Annotated in this window: 18 protein-coding genes; 11 read left to right on the forward strand and 7 right to left on the reverse strand. The window is 70.6% G+C overall.

Features of this window, described 5'->3' with window-relative positions; translation table 11 throughout:
* Window positions 1–6: 6 nt before the first annotated feature.
* A complete protein-coding gene (locus U5A56_RS14985) occupies window positions 7–1,329 on the reverse strand; it encodes a cation:proton antiporter (RefSeq protein WP_321923095.1) in 1,323 nt (440 codons plus the stop codon).
* A 42-nt stretch (window positions 1,330–1,371) separates the two neighbouring features.
* Window positions 1,372–1,734 (reverse strand): DUF3175 domain-containing protein, encoded by a 363-nt coding sequence (locus tag U5A56_RS14990; protein ID WP_321923097.1) that lies wholly within the window; start codon window positions 1,732–1,734, stop codon window positions 1,372–1,374.
* Between the two features lie 157 nt (window positions 1,735–1,891).
* On the opposite strand from U5A56_RS14990, the gene U5A56_RS14995 reads away from it, so the two are divergent.
* The 5 genes from U5A56_RS14995 to U5A56_RS15015 all read left to right on the forward strand — a co-directional run bounded on the left by U5A56_RS14995 (window position 1,892) and on the right by U5A56_RS15015 (window position 4,644).
* Complete coding sequence (locus tag U5A56_RS14995; RefSeq protein ID WP_321923099.1) at window positions 1,892–2,449, forward strand: hypothetical protein; 558 nt, start codon at window positions 1,892–1,894, stop codon at window positions 2,447–2,449.
* A gap of 89 nt (window positions 2,450–2,538) precedes the next feature.
* Complete coding sequence (locus U5A56_RS15000; protein ID WP_321923101.1) at window positions 2,539–2,904, forward strand: hypothetical protein; 366 nt, start codon at window positions 2,539–2,541, stop codon at window positions 2,902–2,904.
* Window positions 2,905–3,243: 339 nt separating this feature from the next.
* Window positions 3,244–3,792 carry a type 1 glutamine amidotransferase domain-containing protein gene (locus U5A56_RS15005; protein ID WP_044843395.1) on the forward strand — a complete coding sequence of 183 codons (549 nt, stop codon included), beginning with the start codon at window positions 3,244–3,246 and terminating at the stop codon, window positions 3,790–3,792.
* Between the two features lie 3 nt (window positions 3,793–3,795).
* Window positions 3,796–4,137: a DUF1488 domain-containing protein gene (locus tag U5A56_RS15010; RefSeq protein WP_044843396.1), complete on the forward strand. Its 342-nt coding sequence runs from the start codon at window positions 3,796–3,798 to the stop codon at window positions 4,135–4,137.
* A gap of 282 nt (window positions 4,138–4,419) precedes the next feature.
* The gene (locus U5A56_RS15015; RefSeq protein ID WP_044843397.1) at window positions 4,420–4,644 is read left to right on the forward strand and encodes a hypothetical protein; all 225 of its coding nucleotides are present in this window, start codon (window positions 4,420–4,422) and stop codon (window positions 4,642–4,644) included.
* Window positions 4,645–4,660: 16 nt separating this feature from the next.
* Here U5A56_RS15015 and U5A56_RS15020 read toward each other — a convergent pair whose 3' ends face one another.
* Complete coding sequence (locus tag U5A56_RS15020) at window positions 4,661–5,911, reverse strand: phosphatidylserine decarboxylase family protein (RefSeq protein WP_321923104.1); 1,251 nt, start codon at window positions 5,909–5,911, stop codon at window positions 4,661–4,663.
* Window positions 5,912–6,030: 119 nt separating this feature from the next.
* Between U5A56_RS15020 and U5A56_RS15025 the strand changes: the two genes are divergently transcribed.
* The 6 genes from U5A56_RS15025 (at window position 6,031) to arsN2 (ending at window position 9,554) form a co-directional block, all read left to right on the forward strand.
* The gene (locus tag U5A56_RS15025; RefSeq protein ID WP_321923106.1) at window positions 6,031–6,282 is read left to right on the forward strand and encodes a hypothetical protein; all 252 of its coding nucleotides are present in this window, start codon (window positions 6,031–6,033) and stop codon (window positions 6,280–6,282) included.
* A gap of 71 nt (window positions 6,283–6,353) precedes the next feature.
* Window positions 6,354–6,689: a metalloregulator ArsR/SmtB family transcription factor gene (locus U5A56_RS15030; protein ID WP_321923107.1), complete on the forward strand. Its 336-nt coding sequence runs from the start codon at window positions 6,354–6,356 to the stop codon at window positions 6,687–6,689.
* A gap of 22 nt (window positions 6,690–6,711) precedes the next feature.
* Entirely contained in the window at window positions 6,712–7,206 is a 495-nt protein-coding gene (locus U5A56_RS15035; RefSeq protein WP_321923109.1) for an arsenate reductase ArsC, read from the forward strand.
* A 66-nt stretch (window positions 7,207–7,272) separates the two neighbouring features.
* Window positions 7,273–8,343 (forward strand): ACR3 family arsenite efflux transporter, encoded by a 1,071-nt coding sequence (gene arsB / locus U5A56_RS15040; RefSeq protein ID WP_124891846.1) that lies wholly within the window; start codon window positions 7,273–7,275, stop codon window positions 8,341–8,343.
* A 20-nt stretch (window positions 8,344–8,363) separates the two neighbouring features.
* On the forward strand, window positions 8,364–9,086 hold the full coding sequence (gene arsH / locus U5A56_RS15045; RefSeq protein WP_321923111.1) for an arsenical resistance protein ArsH: 723 nt from the start codon (window positions 8,364–8,366) through the stop codon (window positions 9,084–9,086).
* An 87-nt stretch (window positions 9,087–9,173) separates the two neighbouring features.
* A complete protein-coding gene (gene arsN2, locus U5A56_RS15050; RefSeq protein ID WP_321923113.1) occupies window positions 9,174–9,554 on the forward strand; it encodes an arsenic resistance N-acetyltransferase ArsN2 in 381 nt (126 codons plus the stop codon).
* 72 nt (window positions 9,555–9,626) lie between these two features.
* Here the strand turns inward: arsN2 and treY are convergent, their stop codons facing one another.
* From treY to glgX, 4 genes are read right to left on the reverse strand one after another with little or no spacing between them, the layout of a single operon-like run.
* On the reverse strand, window positions 9,627–12,395 hold the full coding sequence (treY, locus tag U5A56_RS15055) for a malto-oligosyltrehalose synthase (RefSeq protein ID WP_321923115.1): 2,769 nt from the start codon (window positions 12,393–12,395) through the stop codon (window positions 9,627–9,629).
* A complete protein-coding gene (gene malQ, locus U5A56_RS15060; RefSeq protein WP_321923117.1) occupies window positions 12,392–14,692 on the reverse strand; it encodes a 4-alpha-glucanotransferase in 2,301 nt (766 codons plus the stop codon). Before malQ ends, treY begins: the two co-directional genes overlap by 4 nt.
* Window positions 14,689–16,578: a malto-oligosyltrehalose trehalohydrolase gene (gene treZ / locus U5A56_RS15065; RefSeq protein WP_321923118.1), complete on the reverse strand. Its 1,890-nt coding sequence runs from the start codon at window positions 16,576–16,578 to the stop codon at window positions 14,689–14,691. The genes malQ and treZ overlap by 4 nt, the downstream gene beginning before the upstream one ends.
* A 9-nt stretch (window positions 16,579–16,587) precedes the next feature.
* A complete protein-coding gene (gene glgX / locus U5A56_RS15070) occupies window positions 16,588–18,702 on the reverse strand; it encodes a glycogen debranching protein GlgX (RefSeq protein WP_321923120.1) in 2,115 nt (704 codons plus the stop codon).

An 18,702-nucleotide genomic window follows, 5' to 3' on the forward strand; every position in this document is an offset into this window, starting at 1 on the left:
GCGTCGTCAGCGCCGACGCTGCTGCAGGCGGTGATACCAGTCCATCAGCGGCGTCGCGGACACGCCGTGCGCGATCACCGACGCCGACACGACGGCCAGCACCGGCGCCGCGAGCGGCCGCACCGCGCTGGACGGCCCGTGCTCGAGCGCGAACAGCAGGTAGTAGAACGAGCCGATCCCGCGTATCCCGAACCATGCCAGCAGCCGGCGCTGCGCCGGCGTCGCGCGCGAGCCGGCGAGCGCCGGCAGCACCGCGAGCGGCCGCACGGCGACGAACAGCGCGACGGCGAGCGCGGCCGAGCCCCACGTGAAGAGCGGCGTCGTCAGCGTGGCGAGCACGCCGCCGATCATCGTCATCACGAGCGCCTCGGCGATCCGCTCGAGCTCGATCGTGAAGTCGAGCACCGATTCGGTCATGAACGCATGCGCTTTCTCCGGGTGTTTCTCGGTCGCGACCACGTCTTCCGAATCGACCCGGCCGATCACTTCGCGCGGCCGGCGGTCACCGCTCGCGCGATGCTCGACGCGGCGCATCGCGACGCCCGCGGCGAACGTCGCGATGAAGCCGAACGTATGCGCGAGCTGCGCGGCACCGAACGACAGCACGATCAACGCGAGCGCGAAGAAGCCTTCGAACCCGAGTGCCTGCGCATGACGGGTGCGCAGCCAGCCGATCGCGGTGGTGGTCGCCGCGCCGAGCATGCCGCCGATCGCGGCCGCGCCCGCGATGCCCCACAGCGCGGCCAGCGCGAACGTGCCCGACAGCGGCGGCGGCCCGTGCGGCGCATCGGACGCGCCGCACAGCGCGAGGCCCGCGAGCGCGAACGGCAGCGCGATGCCGTCGTTCAGCCCGCCTTCGCCGGACAGCGCGAAGCGCACCAGGTCGCGATCGCCGGGATCATGCACCTGCACGTCGTGCGCGAGCACCGGGTCGGTCGGCGCGAGGATCGCCGCGAGCAGCAGCGCGGGGCCCCAGCCGAGCCCGAGCGTCAGTACCGCGCAGCCGGCGAGCAGCGGCACCGTGACGATCATCGCGAGCAGGCCGAGCCGGCACGGCACGCGCCACAGCGGGTCGGACAGCGGCACGCGCAGCCGCAGCCCGATCGCGAACAGCGATACCAGCAGCGCGACCTCGACGATCTCGCGCAGCAGCGGCGCGTCGCGCTGGATGTCGAGATGCAGGAGCCCGGCGCCGGACGGACCGAGCGCGACACCGAGAGCAAGATAGATCATCGCGCTGCTGCACGGCAGATGACGCAGCGCCGACGTCACGATGCCCATGCCCATCAGCACCGCGCCGATGATCAGATACCACAGCGTTTCATGCATGCGGGCAGGCCGGGCAGGTCGACGGTGAACCGGCGGGGGCCGTCACGGCTTGCGGCCGAACGCCTCGCGCAGTTTGCGCTTCGCGCGTTCGAGCGTCGCGCGGCGCGTTTTCGGCAGGTTGCGGCCCGCGCGGTTCACGTAGAAGTTCAGCATCGACATCGCCGACTGGAACGGCGTCCCCTTGCGGCGGCGGCTGTGTTCGGCGGAGCGCTTGAGCGACGCGGCGATCTTGCCCGGGTCGTCGGACTTGAAGATCTCGGGCTCGATGTCGAGCGCATCGCTTCGTTGCATGACATCGGCGGACCAGCGCTTGCGGTGCTGCGGATCGTTGCTGCGCGCACGGCCCGGGCGGCGCGTCGCGCGTTTGCCGTGCGGATGGGAAGCGGAAGCGGAAGCGGAAGGCATGGCAGGGCTCTCCCTGTGGAATCGGGATGGATCGCAGGTCTCGGGTGTCCGGGTGGTGCCGCAATTCGCGTGCCGCCTGTCGGTGGCGGCACGGGCCTTGCTGAATCGAAGGCGCAGGCCATTCCACTACGGCGGTTCCATTGAGGGAGAGCGCTCCATGAAGCCAGCATCCGAATCGAAATCTGCCGCGCGCCGGATCCTCGCGTGCGCGGCCGTCGCGCTCGTCGCGGCCGCACCGGCCGCATGGGCACAGAATTCGCAACGTTCCGACGAGGGCACCGGCGCGCCGATCCTGTCGCCGCCGGACACGTCGGCGCAGGGCAGCGGCGGCAACCTGTCGAACGGCAACACGGCCGCGCCGCCGCCCGCGACCCGCATGCAGGCGCCGCGCGGCACGGGTCCGCGCGGTCAACCGGACGTGCGCAGCAAGCCCGGCGGCATGACCGGCGCCGGGACCGGCAGCATGGGCGGCGGCGCGACGGGCGGCACCGGCAGCACCGGAATGGGCAGTACCGGCAGCGGTACCGGTAGCACCGGAATGGGCACCCCCGGTACGGGCAGCACCGGTACGAGCGGTGCCGGCGGCAGCGCGGGCATGGGCGGTGCCGGTGCGGCCCCGGGCGGAACCGGCGCGGGCGCCGGCAATAGCCGCTTGCCGGGGGCGACCGGCTCGGGCGGTGGCAGCACGGGCAGCGCGGGTTCGAGCGGCTATTGACGATCACGGTGCCGCGCCGGCGCCCGGCGCGGCGCGCTGGCGGACGCCGCGCGCGAGGCCGGCCGGTCGCCACCACGCAGGAGGACAACATGCAAGCGAATTCCCGGATCTCGCTCGACGACGATGCGCTGGACGCCGACGCCGCCGAGACCGACGGTCTCGATACGACGGTTCATGTCGACGTCGCGACCGGCAGGATCATGTTCCATGCGGCGTGGGCGCTCGCGCCCGATGCGCCGCGCGATACCGCGCGGCACGCGGTCGTGCTCGCGCTCGACTGCGACACGATGGAGCGCTATGCGGACCTCGACGAGCCCGCGCGGATGCGCGTGCACGCGATGCTGCACGACAGCGTGCAGGCCACGCTCGACGCGCTGCCCGACGTCACCGAGGACCTGACGCTGACGATCGAGCTGACCGACGCGATGCTCGACGCCGCGCGTCATCTGCAGTGAGCGCGGCGGGCCGGCACTGGCCGGCGGCGGGTACGGCCCCGCATGCAGGCCGCCGGGCGGCTGCCACCGATAGTCGCGGGTATTGCCGGCGTCACGTTACATCGGTCGTTGAAATCTTTGCAGGCGCCGCGCGGCGCTGTCCAATGGGGGCACGCATCACGCCGCGACGCGCATGCGCGCCGCCAACCGCCAACCGCCGATCGCCGATCGCCGATCGCGCCCCTTCAAGGCGGCACCGCGCCGGCCGCCATCCCGACGGGCGCGGCACGCCCATTGCTGCGTCGATGGATACGGCAGGGTACGGCACACCCGGTGCCACAACACGAAAGGGAGCGATTCATGATCGGCAAGCTGGATCATTGCAAGGTAGCGATACTCGCGGTCGACGGCTTCGAGGAAGCCGAGCTCGTCGAACCGCAGCGGGCACTGACGGCAGAGGGCGCGCAGGTCGACGTGATTTCGCAGAAGCGCGGCGAGATCCAGGGGTTCAGGCACGTCGACAAGGGCGATCGCGTAAAGGTCGACCGCACGTTCGACGATGCGCGCGAAGGCGATTACGACGCGGTCGTGCTGCCGGGCGGCGTGGTCAACGGCGACGCGATCCGGATGCTGCCGGCCGCGCGCGAATTCGTGACCGCGGCCGTCGGCGCGGGCAAGCCGATTGCCGCGATCTGTCACGGCGGCTGGCTGCTGGTGTCGTCCGGGCTGGTGGACGGCCGCACGATGACGAGCTGGCCGAGCCTGCAGGACGACATCCGCAATGCGGGCGGCAAGTGGGTCGACCAGGAGGTCGTGCGCGACGGCAACCTGATCACGAGCCGCAAGCCCGCCGACCTGCCCGCATTCAACGGCGCGCTGGTGCAGTGCCTCGCGTCGCGGGGGCCCTGAGCGATGCCGGCCGAACCCGTTCGCCACGTGACGCTGACCGACGCGCCGCCCGAGTTCGACGGCGCGGCGCTGCTGATGCGTTTCGTCGTCGAGGTCGACGGGAAGCCGCAAACCTGCACGATCACGGTCGAAGCGCTCGAGGATCATTTCGGCGCGCGCTCCGCGCTCGAAGCCGACTTGCGCGACGCGTTCGAGCGCGGCCGCGCGCGCATCGAGGCCGCGTGCGCGGACGTGCTGGTCGACGGCAAGGGCGGCGTGGAACTCCACAGCGGCTACTTCCGCGTGCGCGACAAGGCGGCGGGCAAAACCGCCCGCGCCGGGATGTTCCGTTCGCGGAAGTCGTGAGTCCGTGGGGCATGCGGCGCGTGCCGCTGCCGTGCCGCAGTGCGCCCGTGCCGTTCCATTCGCACCATTGGGCGCCATTACACGCCGTTGAAAACTTTGCAGCGGCCCCCGAGCGCCTTGAAGTGACACATCACGCCGCGCGCCGGCCGGGCGCCGGGCCGCTCCGTCCCAGATACTGGCACACTCCCTGCATGTCTCCTCAGATCGCGGCGCACGATTCGCGCCTGCGCCGGCGCGATGCCATCGTCGTATCGCGCCAAGCCGTCAAATGGGGGAGACAACATGCTGACCGCACATGAATTTGCCGCACTATTCCTGGTCCATCGCGCGCCGGAACAGATCCAGGCCGACCGCGAAGATATCGTCGCGTTGGTGGAACAACACCTGATCGAGATGCGCGCCGACGCATCGGGCGCGAGCCGGCTCGCCCTGACGCCGGACGGGCTGTCGATCGTGCAGCGCATGCTGCGGCACGCCGGGCGCGGGTTCGGCAGTGCCGACGCGTGATGCCGAACCGCGCGGCTCAGTGCGCGATCGCGACCGGCGCGTTGACCTGCACGGCCGGCGTATCGCCGTCGAACGGCGGCGCGCACTGGAAGCGGTCGATCACGCCCGGTTCGAACAGCAGGCAGCAGGTCGAGCCGCCGTACTGGAAATAGCCGATCTCGTCGCCCTTGTCGATCCGCTGCCCCGGCACGACCTCGATCACGCACGACGACACGTCGCCCATCCCGACGAACACCGCGGCTACCGTCCCGATCCCCGGGTCGTCGCAGTCGATCGCGACCACCGCGCGCGCGGCGACGGCCGTCATGTAGCCCTGCGAGTCGTTGAGCCCGGCCGGGTCCGGGCCTTCCGCTTCCGCGACCGAGTAGTAGGTGCCGTCGACCCGGTACGCGTGCGTGACGGTGCCGCGCACCGGCGCGTGCCAGCGGTGATAGTTGTACGCGCTCAGATACGCCTGGTAGAGGTCGCCGCCGACGAAGCGCTCGGCGAGCGGCAGCCGCGCGGGCGTGAAGATGTCGCGCAGCGAATACGGCTGCCCCTTGATCCAGAACCTGTCGCGGATCTTCACGCTGGATTCGGTGTGATACGGCGCGGCTTCGCACGCGCTGACGATCACGTGCGGATCGTCCGGCGCCGCGACCGGCCGCGCACCCGCGCGAAAGCGCCGCGTGAAGAAGTCGTTCCACGAGTCGAAGCCCCAGTACGGCTGGTCCTCGCGATACTGGAACTGCGACAGGCCGACGCGCGTGCGCGCGGCATCGCAGAACCAGCCGTCGGGCGGCGACGTGTCGAGATGCGCGCGCGAATGCGGGCCGCCGAGGAAGTCGCACCACACGTTCAGCACCTGCTTCAGGTGCGCGTTGACCGCCGCGTCGCGAAACACCGCGTGGCCCGACGGCATGCACATCGGCCAGTCGAGAAACGCGTTCAGCGGGCACACGACCAGGCTCGTTTCGCTGAACGGCGGCGTGTAGGTCATCAGGTGGTCGATCACGGTCATCAGTTCGCCGATCGATGCGTAGCCGAGCATGCGGCCCGCTTCGAGCGCCTCGTCGATCGCGCGGGTGAGGCTCATGCGCAGCACCGCGTGGTCGTCGAACAGCCGCGCGAGCGCCTGCACGGCCGGCGTGCGCAGCTGTTCGCCGGCCTGCGCGCGCGCTGCGTTCGCGATGTTCGCGCGGTACCCGGCCATCTGCGATTCCTCGCGGGCCATCCATTCGCCGAGACGGTGACGCGTTGCGGGCGGCGTGCTGCGGTCGATCGGCATGGTCGGCTCCGGAAAGGGTTGCGGTACGAAACGGGGGAGCAAGGCGCTTGCCCGACAGGCGGCACCCGAATTGCTGCGCGTTTCAACGAAGTCTCTTTCAATGAGCCGGGAGGGCACACATGAACGCAGCTTCGAATGCGCGACAGACCCAGGACGCGGCGTCGACCGACGAGCGCCGCGGCAGCGAACAGCGGACCGTCGCACCGAGCCGCACGCGGGCGCGCGTGCGCGCGGCGACTTCCCGCGACGGCACGCGGCGAAACGAACGCAGCAGCGGGAACGGGCCGGTGGCGCCGACCCGCAAGGAAGGGGCGGGCGAGCCGCAGTGGGAGGATGACGGCGGCGCGATGCCGCCCGAAGAATGGTCGTGACGGTGTGACGCGCGGCGGCGGGAAGCGATGCATTCCTGCCATCGTTTCCACATTTCGAGTATTATCGAAACATGGAAACGAACCAGACCATCTCCGCGCTGGCAGCACTCGCGCATGAGTCGCGCCTCGCCGTCTTCCGCGCGCTCGTGCAGGCCGGCCCGTCGGGCCTGCCGGCCGGGCAAATCGCGACGCTGCTCGACGTGCCACCGTCGTCGCTGTCGTTTCATCTGAAGGAACTGGCCCATGCGCAGCTCGTCACGAGTCGCCAGGAAGGCCGCTTCGTGTTCTATTGCGCGAACTTCGCGACGATGAACGGGCTGATCGGCTACCTCACCGAGAACTGCTGCGGCGGCAATCCGTGCACGCCGGTGTCCGCCTGTTCGACGTCCTGCTCCGGCCAAACCTGAGCACGCATTCACCCGCCCGCCGATGACCACCAACGTCCTGATTCTCTGTACCCACAACTCCGCGCGCAGCGTGCTCGCGGAGGGAATGCTCAACCACTGGGCCGGGAAACTCGGCCGCGACGTGCGCGCCTACAGCGCCGGCAGCGCGCCGAGCGGCCGGCTCAATCCGTTCGCGCTGGATGCGCTCACGCGCGCCGGTGTCGACGTCACCGGATACCGCAGCAAGAGCTGGGACGAATTCGTCGGTGACGGCGCGCCGCACCTGCGCATCGTCATCACGGTATGCGACAGCGCGGCCGCGGAGGCTTGTCCGTACTGGCCCGGCAGCCCGGTGAAAGTGCATTGGGGCTACGCCGATCCGTCGAACGCCGAGGGCGGCGATGCCGGCAAGCGGCTCGCGTTCGAACTGACGCGCGAGGCGCTCGGCTACCGGATGCTGCAACTGCTGGCGCTGCCGCTCGATCGCATGAGCGATGCCGAACTGCAGGCGGCGTTGACCGCCATCTCGCGAAACTGAGCGCTCGCACGGTGGCGCGCGTGAACCGGCGCGCCGCGTGCGTTGCTCCGCACGGAATTCTCTTCGATGAACACGTCCAACGCGATCCCGCCTCGCCATGCCATTGCGAAGCCCGCGATCAATTTCTTCGAACGCTACCTGACGGTCTGGGTCGCGCTGTGTATCGTCGCCGGCATCGCGCTCGGCCAGATGCTGCCCGGCGTGTTCCAGCAGATCGGCCGCATGGAGTACGCGCAGGTCAATCTGCCGGTCGGGCTGCTGATCTGGGTGATGATCATCCCGATGCTGGTGAAGGTCGACTTCGGGGCGTTGCATGAAGTGCGTCAGCACGTCAAAGGCATCGGCGTCACGCTCGTCGTGAACTGGCTGGTCAAGCCGTTCTCGATGGCGTTTCTGGGCTGGCTGTTCATCCGGCATCTGTTCGCGCCGATGCTGCCGGCGGACCAGCTCGACAGCTACATCGCCGGTTTGATCCTGCTGGCCGCCGCGCCGTGCACGGCGATGGTGTTCGTGTGGAGCCGGCTGACCGGCGGCGATCCGCTGTTCACGCTGTCGCAGGTCGCGCTGAACGACAGCATCATGGTGATCGCGTTCGCGCCGCTGGTCGGGCTGTTGCTGGGGATGTCCGCGATTACCGTGCCGTGGGCGACGCTGCTCACGTCGGTCGTGCTCTACATCGTGATTCCGGTGATCCTCGCGCAGATCTGGCGCAAGGTGTTGCTCGCGAACGGGCAAGCTGCGTTCGACGCCGCGATGACGAAAATCGGCCCGTGGTCGATCGCCGCGCTGCTGGCCACGCTCGTGCTGCTGTTCGCGTTCCAGGGCGAAGCGATCCTGAAGCAGCCGCTGGTGATCGCGCTGCTCGCGGTGCCGATCCTGATCCAGGTGTTCTTCAACGCCGCGCTCGCATACTGGCTCAATCGTGCCGTGGGCGAGAAGCACAATATTGCGTGCCCGTCCGCGCTGATCGGCGCGTCCAATTTCTTCGAGCTGGCCGTCGCGGCCGCGATCAGCCTGTTCGGTTTCCACTCCGGCGCGGCGCTCGCGACCGTCGTCGGCGTGCTGATCGAAGTGCCGGTCATGCTGCTGGTGGTGCGCATCGTGAACCGGTCGAAGGGCTGGTACGAGCGCGCTTGAGCAAACCACGGAATCCATCCATGACCGACCGACTGAACGACCTGCCGCAACTCGACGCCGAACTCTTCCGCATGCCGGACGCGAGCCGCTTGCGGCCGGCGTCGCCGTCGACGCATCCGCCGCGTTTCCTGCTGCTGTACGGCTCGCTGCGCGAGCGTTCGTTCAGTCGCCTGCTGGTCGAGGAGGCCGAGCGCCTGCTCACGGCGATGGGCGCCGAGGTGCGCGTGTTCAATCCGAGCGGCCTGCCGTTGCCTGACGATGCGCCCGAAAGTCACCCGAAGGTGGTCGAATTGCGCGAGCTGGTGATGTGGTCGGAGGGGATGGTCTGGTGCTCGCCGGAACGACATGGCGCGATGACCGGCATCATGAAGTCGCAGATCGACTGGATTCCGCTGTCGGTCGGCGCGGTGCGGCCGACGCAGGGCAAGACGCTCGCGGTGATGCAGGTCAGCGGCGGATCGCAGTCGTTCAATGCGGTGAACCAGATGCGTGTGCTCGGACGCTGGATGCGCATGCTGACGATCCCGAACCAGTCGTCGGTGGCCAAGGCGTTCATGGAATTCGACGAAGCGGGGCGGATGAAGCCGTCGGCCTATTTCGATCGCGTCGTCGACGTGATGGAGGAACTGGTCAAGTTCACGCTGCTGACGCGCGACATCGGCCCCTATCTGGTCGACCGGTACAGCGAACGGAAGGAAAGCGCGGAGGCGTTGTCTAAGCGGGTGAATCAGCGGGGGATTTGAACCGTACGGGTACCGCTCATCCAATCGGGAATCGATGTCATGCAACTTCGTTCTGCAGCGTTATCCGACCTGGCCGCGATCGAGGCATTGCTTCGCGCGTCGAACCTGCCGACTGCGGGTGTCGCGGAGCATCTGGAAAACTTCATCGTGCTCGCCGATCCGCCCGCGTTGACCGGATGCGGCGGTATGGAATACCACGGAGACTTCGCGCTGATCCGGTCGATCGCCGTCGCACCGCGCGCGCAAGGGAGCGGCGTCGGCCGCGCGATCGTTGCGCGGCTGATCGCGACGTGCCGCGCACGCTCGGTCCATGCGATCGGGTTGCTGACGACGACCGCGGAGGACTATTTCGCCGGTTTTGGTTTCATGCGCGTTGCCCGCGAGGACGTACCGCGCGCGTTGCTGGCGTCCAGCCAGTTTCAAGGCGTGTGTCCGGACGCTGCCACTGCCATGTTGTTGGCGTGTTGAGCGGAAATGCTGGAACGCGGGGAGATGGTTCACCTCGGGGCGCCGACCGTCTTTGCACAAATCCGATTACCGCTACCGGCTCATCGTATCGGCTGCCACCAGCGCCGCGACCGGCAACGCGGCAAGACAACGATCGAGCCGCAGCATGCCGTCCGGCGCGTCGACTTCGCGCCCGTCGTTCAGCCAGTCGATCCACCGCGCGCTCGCGCCGCGCGGCAACACGATCGCGGTATCGCCCCATTCCCGAGGCGCGATGCGCGGCACCCCCGGCACTTCGCCGAGCAACCGGCACGCGAGCCGCGTCACGACGACCACGACCGTTGCCGTCGCGTCGCAGCGCGCGAACGCGAGCGCATGCCGCCCGAGCCTGCCGCGCACGCGCAGCGGCACATACGCGCCATCCGAGAACGTCGCCGGCCAGCGGGCGCGCAGCGCGAGCATCCGCTCGACGAGCGCGCGCTTCACGCGTGCGTCGGGCCAGTCCCGCAGGTACGCGGCGACCGGTTCGTCGACCCGCTCTGCCGCGAGCTTCGCGAACGGCACGTCGCGCCGGTTGTCCGGATCGACCAGCGAGTGATCCCATGACTCGGTACCTTGATACAGATCGGGCACACCCGGCGACGCGATCCGCAGCACCGCCTGCGCGAGGCTGTTGACGACACCGGCCGGTGCGATCCGCGCGACGAACCCATGCAGCCGGTGCACGAAATCGCCCGCGCCATGCGGCGTCAGGATCGCGCGGACGAACCGTTCGCAATCGCGCTCGTAGTCCGCGTCGGGTGCGAGCCAGTCCGTATGCTGTTTCGCTTCGCGCAGCGCCTTCGTCTGCCAGCGCACCACGCGCTCGGCAAGCGTAGCGAGCCCGTCCGCATCGTCGGGCGCGAGCGCCGGCGGCCAGCAGCCGACGAGCGTCTGGTACAGCAGCGCTTCCGCAGCCGGCCCCGGCGCCCACGCGAGATCGCGATGCGCACCGCCGCGCCGCGGCTGGTTCAGCGCGGACCAGTCGAGCGACACCGCGCGCCACAGGTCCGGCACTTCGCTGAGCACCGCGAGCCGCGCGCGCGCATCTTCGCCGCGCTTGTGATCGTGGGTCGCGGTCGCGACGAGCGTATGCGGAACGGTGCGCGCGCGACGGCGGTTGCGTGCATGGAACGCCCCGCGCGACAGACTGAAATCGCCCGCATCGGCACCGACCTCGTTGCGCGACAGCAGCCGGCCGTAGCGATAGTTGGCGGTATCCTCGACGCCCTTCGCGGCGAGCGGCGCGGTGAGCTGAGCGAACGCGACGCGCGCCGCGTGCAGCGCCGCGGCATCCGCGCGCGGCGCGCGCAGGCCCGGCAGCCCGAGCCAGCCGGCGACGCGATCGAGCGCGTAGCGGTCGGACGGATCGATCGTCGCGCACGCCGCGTCGTACGCGTGCGCCAGCACGCGACGATCGGCGCCGGTCGGCTCGTTGCCGGGTGTCGGGTACATCCGGTACACGGGAAGGTGCACGGCGAGTTCGCCCAGCACGCGATGAATCGCGATCCGGCTGAGGTCGCGCGTCGCGGGTGCCGCGCGCGCAATGCGGTGCAACGCCCGCGCGACACGTTCGTGCTCGCCGGCGAGCTGCCGCTTCAGCACGCGCCGCTTGCCGGCCACCGCCTCCTGCGCGAACGACCGCGCCGAGCCCGACACGGCCGCCCAGTGCGCGGCGAGCGGCGCCGCGCCAGCCGGATCGTGCAGCAGCGCGGCGACGTCGTTCATGAAGTCGTAGCCGGTCGTGCCGTCGACGCGCCAGTCTTCACGCAGCGTCTCGCCCGGCGCGAGGATCTTCTCGACGACGAGATACGGCCGCTCGTCGCGCTGCGTGGCGAGCCGCGCGTGCAGGCGGCGGCAGTACGCGCCCGGGTCGGCGAGGCCGTCGACGTGATCGACGCGCAGGCCGTCGAGGCAGCCGGCCGCATGAAGCGCCAGCGGCAGCGCGTGCACCGCGTCGAACACCGCTTCGTCTTCGACGCGCACGGCCGCGAGGGTCGCGATGTCGAAGAAGCGCCGCCAGTTCAGCTCGTCGGCGGCCGTGCGCCACCACGCGAGCCGATAGTGCTGGCGTTCGAGCAATCGATGCAGGCACGCGCGCGAGCGTGCGCGGCGCGGATCGGCGCCGCGCAGTATCGCGTCGAACGCATGCGGGCCCTGGGCGGCGGCGTAGTCGCGCAGCGCCGTATGTGCGTCAGCGAGGCGCGTGCTGCCGCGCACCGGCGCGGCGGCGAACCGTTCGGCGAGCGCATTCAGGTCCGCACGGTTGGCGATGCGCAGGATCTCGGCGTAGGTCGCGGCGGCGAGCGGCAGCGTCCTGCCCGGGCATGCGATGAAGAAACGCCCGCTCGACGGCTCGGCGCCGAGCGCGACGTCGCCGGCGGCGAGCGCGTCGCCGTAGGGCGCGCCGAGGCAGGGCAGCAGCACCTTGCCGTGGAGCGCCGAGTCAGGCGGATGCCAGTCGATGTCGAAGTAGCGCGCGTACGGGCTCGCCGGCCCCCATTCGAGCACGTCGCTCCACCAGCCGTTCGATGCGCCGCCGACGCCCATGTGGTTCGGCACGATATCGGCGATCACGCCGAGGCCGCGCGCGTGCAACGCGTCGACGAGGCGGCGGAAGCCGGCCGGGCCGCCGAGTTCCGCGCTGATCGTGTGATGGTCGACGGTGTCGTAGCCGTGCAGTGAATCGGGCTCGGCCGTCGTGATCGGCGACAGGTACAGGTGGCTCACGCCGAGCCGCGCGAAATAGTCGGCGTGCGCGGCCGCGTCGTCGAACGTGAAGCCGGCGTGCAGTTGCAGTCGCAGGGTCGCGCGCGGAATCATACGTCCTGCTCCCGAGCGCGGCGTGCGCGCTCGAGCGCCGCGATGCGTCTGCGTACGTCGGCGTCGAACAGCGCGTCGACCGCGCGCGGCAGCCGGCGCAGCCAGTTCGGATGGCCGCGCGGCGGGCCGGGGAGATTCGGTTGGGCGTCCAGTGCGAGCAGATCCTCTAGCGGCACGATCGCGAGCGGCGACGGGCTGCGCGCAACATACGCGAGGACTGCATCGACGGGTGGCGTGTCGGCAGGCGGTACCGGATCGCCGGGCGGCGCGCAGCCCGCTTGCTGCAACGCGCGCCATAGTGCCGCGCGCTCGGTCGCGCGTTCGGCCTGGGCCGCAGTGAGGGCGAGGTCGGGGGCGGGCGGCGGCGTGTCGCGTGTTTGGGGCACGCCGTGACCGACATCCTTGGCGGGGTGCTCGTCACGCAAAGCAGGTTTGTTTCGTTCGTAACGTCCCGCTCCGTGTGCGGCCGCGGCGCGACCGATGTCGTCACCGACATTATGCGCGCTCGCGGTGCGTTGCGTTTGGCCACTCCCGTCGTCGGTGCGTGCATCCTCGGAGGCATCTGCATCTGCATCACCTAACCCCCTCCGCCACTCGAGATCGACACCACGCCACCAACCCGCCACGGTCGGCAGATCGTGCGTCGACGTCATCGCGACCGTGTCGCGATCCCACGCCGACGGCGGCCGAAACGCGCCATCCGCCTCACGTTCGAACCACAGCACGCGCATTCCCGCGATCCCCCGCGCGCCGAGCCGCTCGCGAAACCCGGCCGGTACCGTGCCGAGATCCTCGCCGATCGCGACCGCGCGATGCCGTGCCGCCTCCAGCGTGACCAGCCGCACGAGATCGTCGAGCGGATAGTGCAAGTACGCGCCGTCGCGCGGCGAGCCGCCGTCCGGCACGATCCACATCCGCGCGAAGCCGAGCACGTGGTCGATACGAACCCCGCCCGCCTGCGCGAAGGCCGCGCGCAACAGGTCGACGAACGGCGCGAAGCCGGTCGCGCGCAGCGCGGCGGGCGTCCACGTCGTCACGCCCCAGGCCTGGCCGTCCGCATTGAACAGGTCGGGCGGCGCGCCGACCGACACGCCGCGCAGCAGCGTCGTGCCGTGCGCCCACGCGTCGCTGCCCGCGCGATCGGCGCCGACCGCGAGATCGGCGATCAATCCGATCGCCATCCCGGCCTCGCGCGCCGCATGCTGTGCGTTGCCGAGCGCGTCCGACGCGCACCATTGCAGGAACGCATGGAACGCGATCGTCTCGGCATGCGCGTGTGCGAAGGTGTCGACCTCGGCCGAGGCCGGCATGCGCCACGGCGCGGGCCATTGCCGCCAGTCCGCGCCGATCCCGTGTTCGATGCAGAACGCCTGCAGCGCGTCGAAGCGCGCGTGTGCGTCGAGCGCCGCGCCGCCTGCCGCACGAAACTGCTCGAACGCGTCGCGCAACGGCCCGCCGTTCGCGCGCCACGCATCGAAGCACGCGCGCAAGCGGCGCAGCTTCAGCGGCAGCACGTGCGGCCAGTCGATCAGCGGCGTATCGTGCGCGGCAGTGCCATGTGCCGCCGCGCCATGCATTCGCCGCGCGATATCGGCCCCCGGCACCGCGTCGCAGTCGAGATATGCGACGTTGTGCCAGCGCCGCGACGACGGCGAATACGGGCTGTCGTGCTCGGGCAGTGCCGGATAGCCGGCATGCGTCGGGCTGATCGCGACCGCGTGCGCGCCGTGCCGCGCCGCGTGCGCGGCGAGGCCGGCGAGCGCGGTGTAGTCGCCCGCGCCGTCGTCGCCCATGCGGCGCAGGCTGTACAGCTGGGCCGCGATGCCCCAGCGGCGCTGCGCACCCGCCACGCCGTCGTCGGCAGTGAACGGCCGCATACGCGGCGGCGCGATCGCGAGCCCGATGCGTTGCTCGCCGATCTCGAGCGCGTGATAGCCGGGCACCGCGAGCGGCGGCAGTGCGCCGGATTCGCCCGCGCCGGCCACGCGCGCGTCGACGTGCTCGCCCGTTTCGAGCGCGATCCGCAAGCGCGCGCCCGGCGGCGCGACGCTGCGCGGGAGCGTCAGCGGCACGCCGGCGTCGCCGGTGACGACCCGCGGCGTTGCGTCCCGGTCATCGGTCAGCGCGGCCGCGCTGTCGACCCGCTCGTTCGGCGTGCCGCATGGCCAGCCGAGTGCATCGACGAGCGCGACGAGCGCGTCGTCGCCCACCCGCCGCGCGACGCCGCCCGAGTCGATCCAGTTGGGCGCCAGCCCGGCCGCACGCGCGAGGTCTGCGATCGGCACGTCGGTCGTCATTGTCGTGTGTGCCCGTTCGTGCGGTGATGGAGCGCATCGCGGTTGACCGCACCGTCGCGCCACGCGATGCAGGTGCGCGCGGGCAGCCGCCGCTCGGCCAGACGATCGCGCGCGCGCGGCGGCGTCTCGAACACGATCTTGCCGACCGGCAGCATCGGCAGCAGCGCGTCGCGCGAGCCGGGATTGAATGCGAGCGTGAGCGTGCTGCCGTCGCCGAGCCGCCAGCGCGCGACGAGCGCCTCCGGGTTGCCGTCGCTGTCGCGGTTGCCGATGCCGATAGCGGACAGCAGCTCGACGCCGAGCGCGCGGGCGCCCGGCAGATGCGGCGTCACGAGCGCCGCGCGCACGGCCAGCGCGCTGCGGTAGAAGCGCCGCCACGCGTCGGCGTCGGGCCACGTGTCCGCACCGGCATGACCGGGCGACGAGCGCAGGAACGTGCCGATGTCGTTCGGATCGGGAATCGCGTCGCGATGCGTGGGATCGGCGAACGCGGAAAACGCGGCGAACTCGCGGCGCCGGCCTTCGCGCACCGCGTCGGCGAGCGCGCCGCGATAGTCGGTGAAGAACTGGAACGGCTGCGTGCTGCCGATTTCCTCGCCCATGAACAGCAGCGGCACCTGCGGCGCGAGCAGCATCAGGGCAGTTGCCGCACGCACCGCGTCGTCGTTCGCCAGCGCGCGCAGCCGCTCGCCGAAGGCGCGGTTGCCGATCTGGTCGTGGTTCTGCAGGAACGTGACGAACGCGGTCGGCGGCAGGTGCGCGCTCGGCTCGCCGCGCGGCGCGCCGTCGTGCAGCGGCGACGGCTCGCCCTGGTACGCGAACCCTTCGCCGAGCGTGCGCGCGAGATGGCGCAGCGGCGCATCGGCGTACGCGCGGTAGTAGCCTTCGCGCTCGCCGGTGAGCAGCACGTGCGCGCTGTTGTGGAAGTCGTCGTTCCACTGCGCGTCGAAACCGCCGGGGCCGAGCAGGTTCGCCCGATTGCGCTCGTCCTCGAGCACCAGATGCACGTGGCGCGCGTCGCCCGCATACGCGCGCACGCGGCGGGCGAGCTCGCGCAGCCATGCATCGTCGTCGATCGCATGCGCGGCGTCGATGCGCAGGCCGTCGAAGCGGAATTCGTCGAGCCAGTACAGCGCGTTGTCGATGAAGAACGCGCTCGTCTGCGCACACGAGAAGTCGATCGCGGGCCCCCAGGCGGTCTGCCGGTCCGCGCGAAAAAATCCCGGTGCGTAGCGCGGCAGCAGGTTGCCGTCGGGGCCGAAGTGGTTGTAGACGACGTCGAGCAGCACCTGCAGCCCGAGCCCGTGCGCGGCGTCGACGAGTGCCTTCAGTTCCTCGGGCCGTCCGTACGACGCAGCGGGCGCGAACGGCAGCACGCCGTCGTAGCCCCAGTTGCGCACGCCCGGGAACGCGTTGACGGGCATCAGCTCGATCGCGGTCACGCCGAGCGCGGCAAGCTCGGCCAGGCGCCGCTCGACGTTCGCATAGCCGCCGCATGCGCCGACGTGCAGTTCGTACAGCACCGTCTCGTGCCACGGCCGCCCGCGCCACGCGTCGTTGCGCCAGCGGTACGCGGCCGGGTCGACGACCTGGCTCGGGCCGTGCACGTCATGCGGCTGGAAGCGCGATGCGGGATCGGGTGCCACGAGACCGTCGTCGAGCAGGAAGCGGTACAGCGTGCCGGGACCGCACGGCGCGACGACCTCGAACCAGCCGTCCCCGGCCGGCAGCATCGCGACGCGCCGTTCGCCGTGCAGTTCGACCGCGGCCGTGCGGCTCGCGGGCGCCCACAACCGGAAGCGCGTGTGTTCCGTGTCGAGGCAGGTCGCGCCGAACGACGACGCGAATGCGTGCATGCCGGGTGGATGGGCGGTGCGTGACGTCATGGCGGCTCCTCACGAGGGCGGGGCGGGTGGCACGGCCGCGACGGCGATCACGGCCGCGTGCGCGGCGACGTCGAGGCCGACGTCAGGCCAGCCGCGCGGGCCGCCGTCGGGCGACGCGGTGTCGAGCAGCACGCGATAGTCGAGCACGGGGGCGGGCAGCTTGAACGTGATGACGTGGGTCGACGCATTCAGCATCACGAGCAGCGCCTCGGTGCGCCCGGTGCGGCCGGTGCCGACGCGCCGCATCGTCAGCGCGCGACGCTCGCCGTCCTCCCACGCGGGCACGCTCAGCGGGTCGCCGCGCTCGTCGAACCAGTCGATCTCGCGCATGCCCGGCGCACCGTCGCGGTCGCCGGACGGATAGCGCGGCGCCGACATCAGCGGATACATGCGCCGCAGCGCGGCGAGCCGCGACACGAAGCGCGTCATCTGCGCGCCTTCGTCGCTGCGCGCGAGATCCCAGTCGAGCCAGGACAGTTCGTTGTCCTGGCAATATGCGTTGTTGTTGCCGTGCTGCGTCCTGCCGAATTCGTCGCCGGCCACGATCATCGGCGTGCCGAGCGCGGTAAACAGCGTGGCGAGCATCGAGCGGGCGACCCGCGCGCGCAGGTCGCGGATCGACGCGTCGTCGGTGGCGCCTTCGACGCCCCAGTTCGCGCTGCAGTTGTCGCCGTGGCCGTCGTGATTGTCCTCGCCGTTCGCTTCGTTGTGCTTGTCCGCATACGACACGAGATCGGCGAGCGTGAAGCCGTCGTGCGCGGTGATGAAGTTGACCGACGCCCACGTGCGGCGCCGGTGATGATTGAACAGGTCGGCCGAGCCCGCGAGCCGCGCGGCGAGTTCCGGGCGCTGCCCGGCGTCGCCGCGCCAGAAGCGCCGCACGGTGTCGCGAAAGCGGTCGTTCCATTCGGCGAAGCCGGGCGGGTGGCGGCCTAGCTGATAGCCGCCGGGGCCGAGATCCCACGGCTCGGTGATCAGCTTGCGCTGCGCGAGCAGCGGGTCCTGCCGCAGCGCGTCGAAGAATCCCGCGCCCGGCTCGAAGCCGTGATCCTCGCGGCCGAGCGTCACGCCGAGATCGAAGCGAAAGCCGTCGACGTTGAACGCGCTCGCCCAGTAGCGCAGCGAATCCATCACCATCTGCACGACGCGCGGATGCGACAGGTTCAGCGTGTTGCCGCAGCCGGTCTCGTCGACGTGGTAGCGCGGGTCGTCCGGCCGCAGCCGGTAGTAGCTCGCGTTGTCGAGGCCGCGCCACGACAGCGTGGGGCCGAGCTCGTTACCCTCGCACGTGTGGTTGTAGACCACGTCGAGCACGACCTCGATGCCGGCCGCGTGCAGCTGCCGGATCGCGATGCGCATTTCGTCGAGCCGCCGCGTCGACAGGTAGGCCGGCTCCGGCGCGAAGAACGCGGCCGTGTCGTAGCCCCAGTAATTGCGCAGCCCGCGGTTCACGAGCGCGCGCTGCTGCAGGAACGCGTGCACCGGCAGCAGCTCGACCGTCGTCACGCCGATCGACAGCAGGTGATCGATGAACGCCGGATGCGCGAGCGACGCGAACGTGCCGCGCTCCGGCGCGCGCAATCCGGCACGGCGCATCGACGCGCCGCGCACGTGGGTCTCGTAGATCACGGTGCTGCGCCACGGCACGTCGGGGCGCCGGTCCATGCTCCAGTCGAACGCCTCGTCGACCACCACGGCCTTCGGCATCGCGGGCGCCGAGTCGCGGCGATCCATCGACAGGTCCGCGCGGTTCGAATGCACGCGATAGCCGAACAGCGCGTCGGACCAGCGAAAGTGACCGACCAGCTTGCGCGCGTACGGGTCGAGCAGCAGCTTGGTTGGATTGAAGCGATGGCCGTGCTGCGGCTGGTACGGGCCGTCCGCGCGAAAGCCGTACACGGTGCCCGGATGCGCGTTCGGCAGGTAGCCGTGCCATACCTCGTCGGTGCATTCGGGCAGGTCGAGGCGCGCGAGCTCCTTGCGGCCGGTCGGGTCGAACACGCACAGCTGGATACGCTGCGCATGCGCGGAAAACACCGCGAAGTTGGTGCCGAGGCCGTCCCAGGCCGCGCCAAGCGGATGGCAGCGGCCGGGTTCGAGACGGGCGGGCAGGGCGGTCGGCAT

It is taken from the genome of Burkholderia sp. BCC1998 (assembly GCF_905339875.1).
Lineage (GTDB): Bacteria > Pseudomonadota > Gammaproteobacteria > Burkholderiales > Burkholderiaceae > Burkholderia.

Excerpts from the sequence above, each read along its gene's own strand:
- U5A56_RS15025 (WP_321923106.1), top strand. The coding sequence starts at position 6,031 with ATGAACGCAGCTTCGAATGCGCGACAGACCCAGGACGCGGCGTCGACC.
- U5A56_RS15035 (WP_321923109.1), top strand. The coding sequence starts at position 6,712 with ATGACCACCAACGTCCTGATTCTCTGTACCCACAACTCCGCGCGCAGC.
- treY (WP_321923115.1), bottom strand. The coding sequence starts at position 12,395 with ATGATTCCGCGCGCGACCCTGCGACTGCAACTGCACGCCGGCTTCACG.
- arsB (WP_124891846.1), top strand. The coding sequence starts at position 7,273 with ATGAACACGTCCAACGCGATCCCGCCTCGCCATGCCATTGCGAAGCCC.
- U5A56_RS15000 (WP_321923101.1), top strand. The coding sequence starts at position 2,539 with ATGCAAGCGAATTCCCGGATCTCGCTCGACGACGATGCGCTGGACGCC.
- malQ (WP_321923117.1), bottom strand. The coding sequence starts at position 14,692 with ATGACGACCGACGTGCCGATCGCAGACCTCGCGCGTGCGGCCGGGCTG.
- U5A56_RS15010 (WP_044843396.1), top strand. The coding sequence starts at position 3,796 with ATGCCGGCCGAACCCGTTCGCCACGTGACGCTGACCGACGCGCCGCCC.
- U5A56_RS15005 (WP_044843395.1), top strand. The coding sequence starts at position 3,244 with ATGATCGGCAAGCTGGATCATTGCAAGGTAGCGATACTCGCGGTCGAC.
- glgX (WP_321923120.1), bottom strand. The coding sequence starts at position 18,702 with ATGCCGACCGCCCTGCCCGCCCGTCTCGAACCCGGCCGCTGCCATCCG.
- U5A56_RS14990 (WP_321923097.1), bottom strand. The coding sequence starts at position 1,734 with ATGCCTTCCGCTTCCGCTTCCGCTTCCCATCCGCACGGCAAACGCGCG.
- U5A56_RS15020 (WP_321923104.1), bottom strand. The coding sequence starts at position 5,911 with ATGCCGATCGACCGCAGCACGCCGCCCGCAACGCGTCACCGTCTCGGC.
- U5A56_RS15015 (WP_044843397.1), top strand. The coding sequence starts at position 4,420 with ATGCTGACCGCACATGAATTTGCCGCACTATTCCTGGTCCATCGCGCG.
- treZ (WP_321923118.1), bottom strand. The coding sequence starts at position 16,578 with ATGACGTCACGCACCGCCCATCCACCCGGCATGCACGCATTCGCGTCG.
- U5A56_RS15030 (WP_321923107.1), top strand. The coding sequence starts at position 6,354 with ATGGAAACGAACCAGACCATCTCCGCGCTGGCAGCACTCGCGCATGAG.
- arsH (WP_321923111.1), top strand. The coding sequence starts at position 8,364 with ATGACCGACCGACTGAACGACCTGCCGCAACTCGACGCCGAACTCTTC.
- U5A56_RS14995 (WP_321923099.1), top strand. The coding sequence starts at position 1,892 with ATGAAGCCAGCATCCGAATCGAAATCTGCCGCGCGCCGGATCCTCGCG.
- U5A56_RS14985 (WP_321923095.1), bottom strand. The coding sequence starts at position 1,329 with ATGCATGAAACGCTGTGGTATCTGATCATCGGCGCGGTGCTGATGGGC.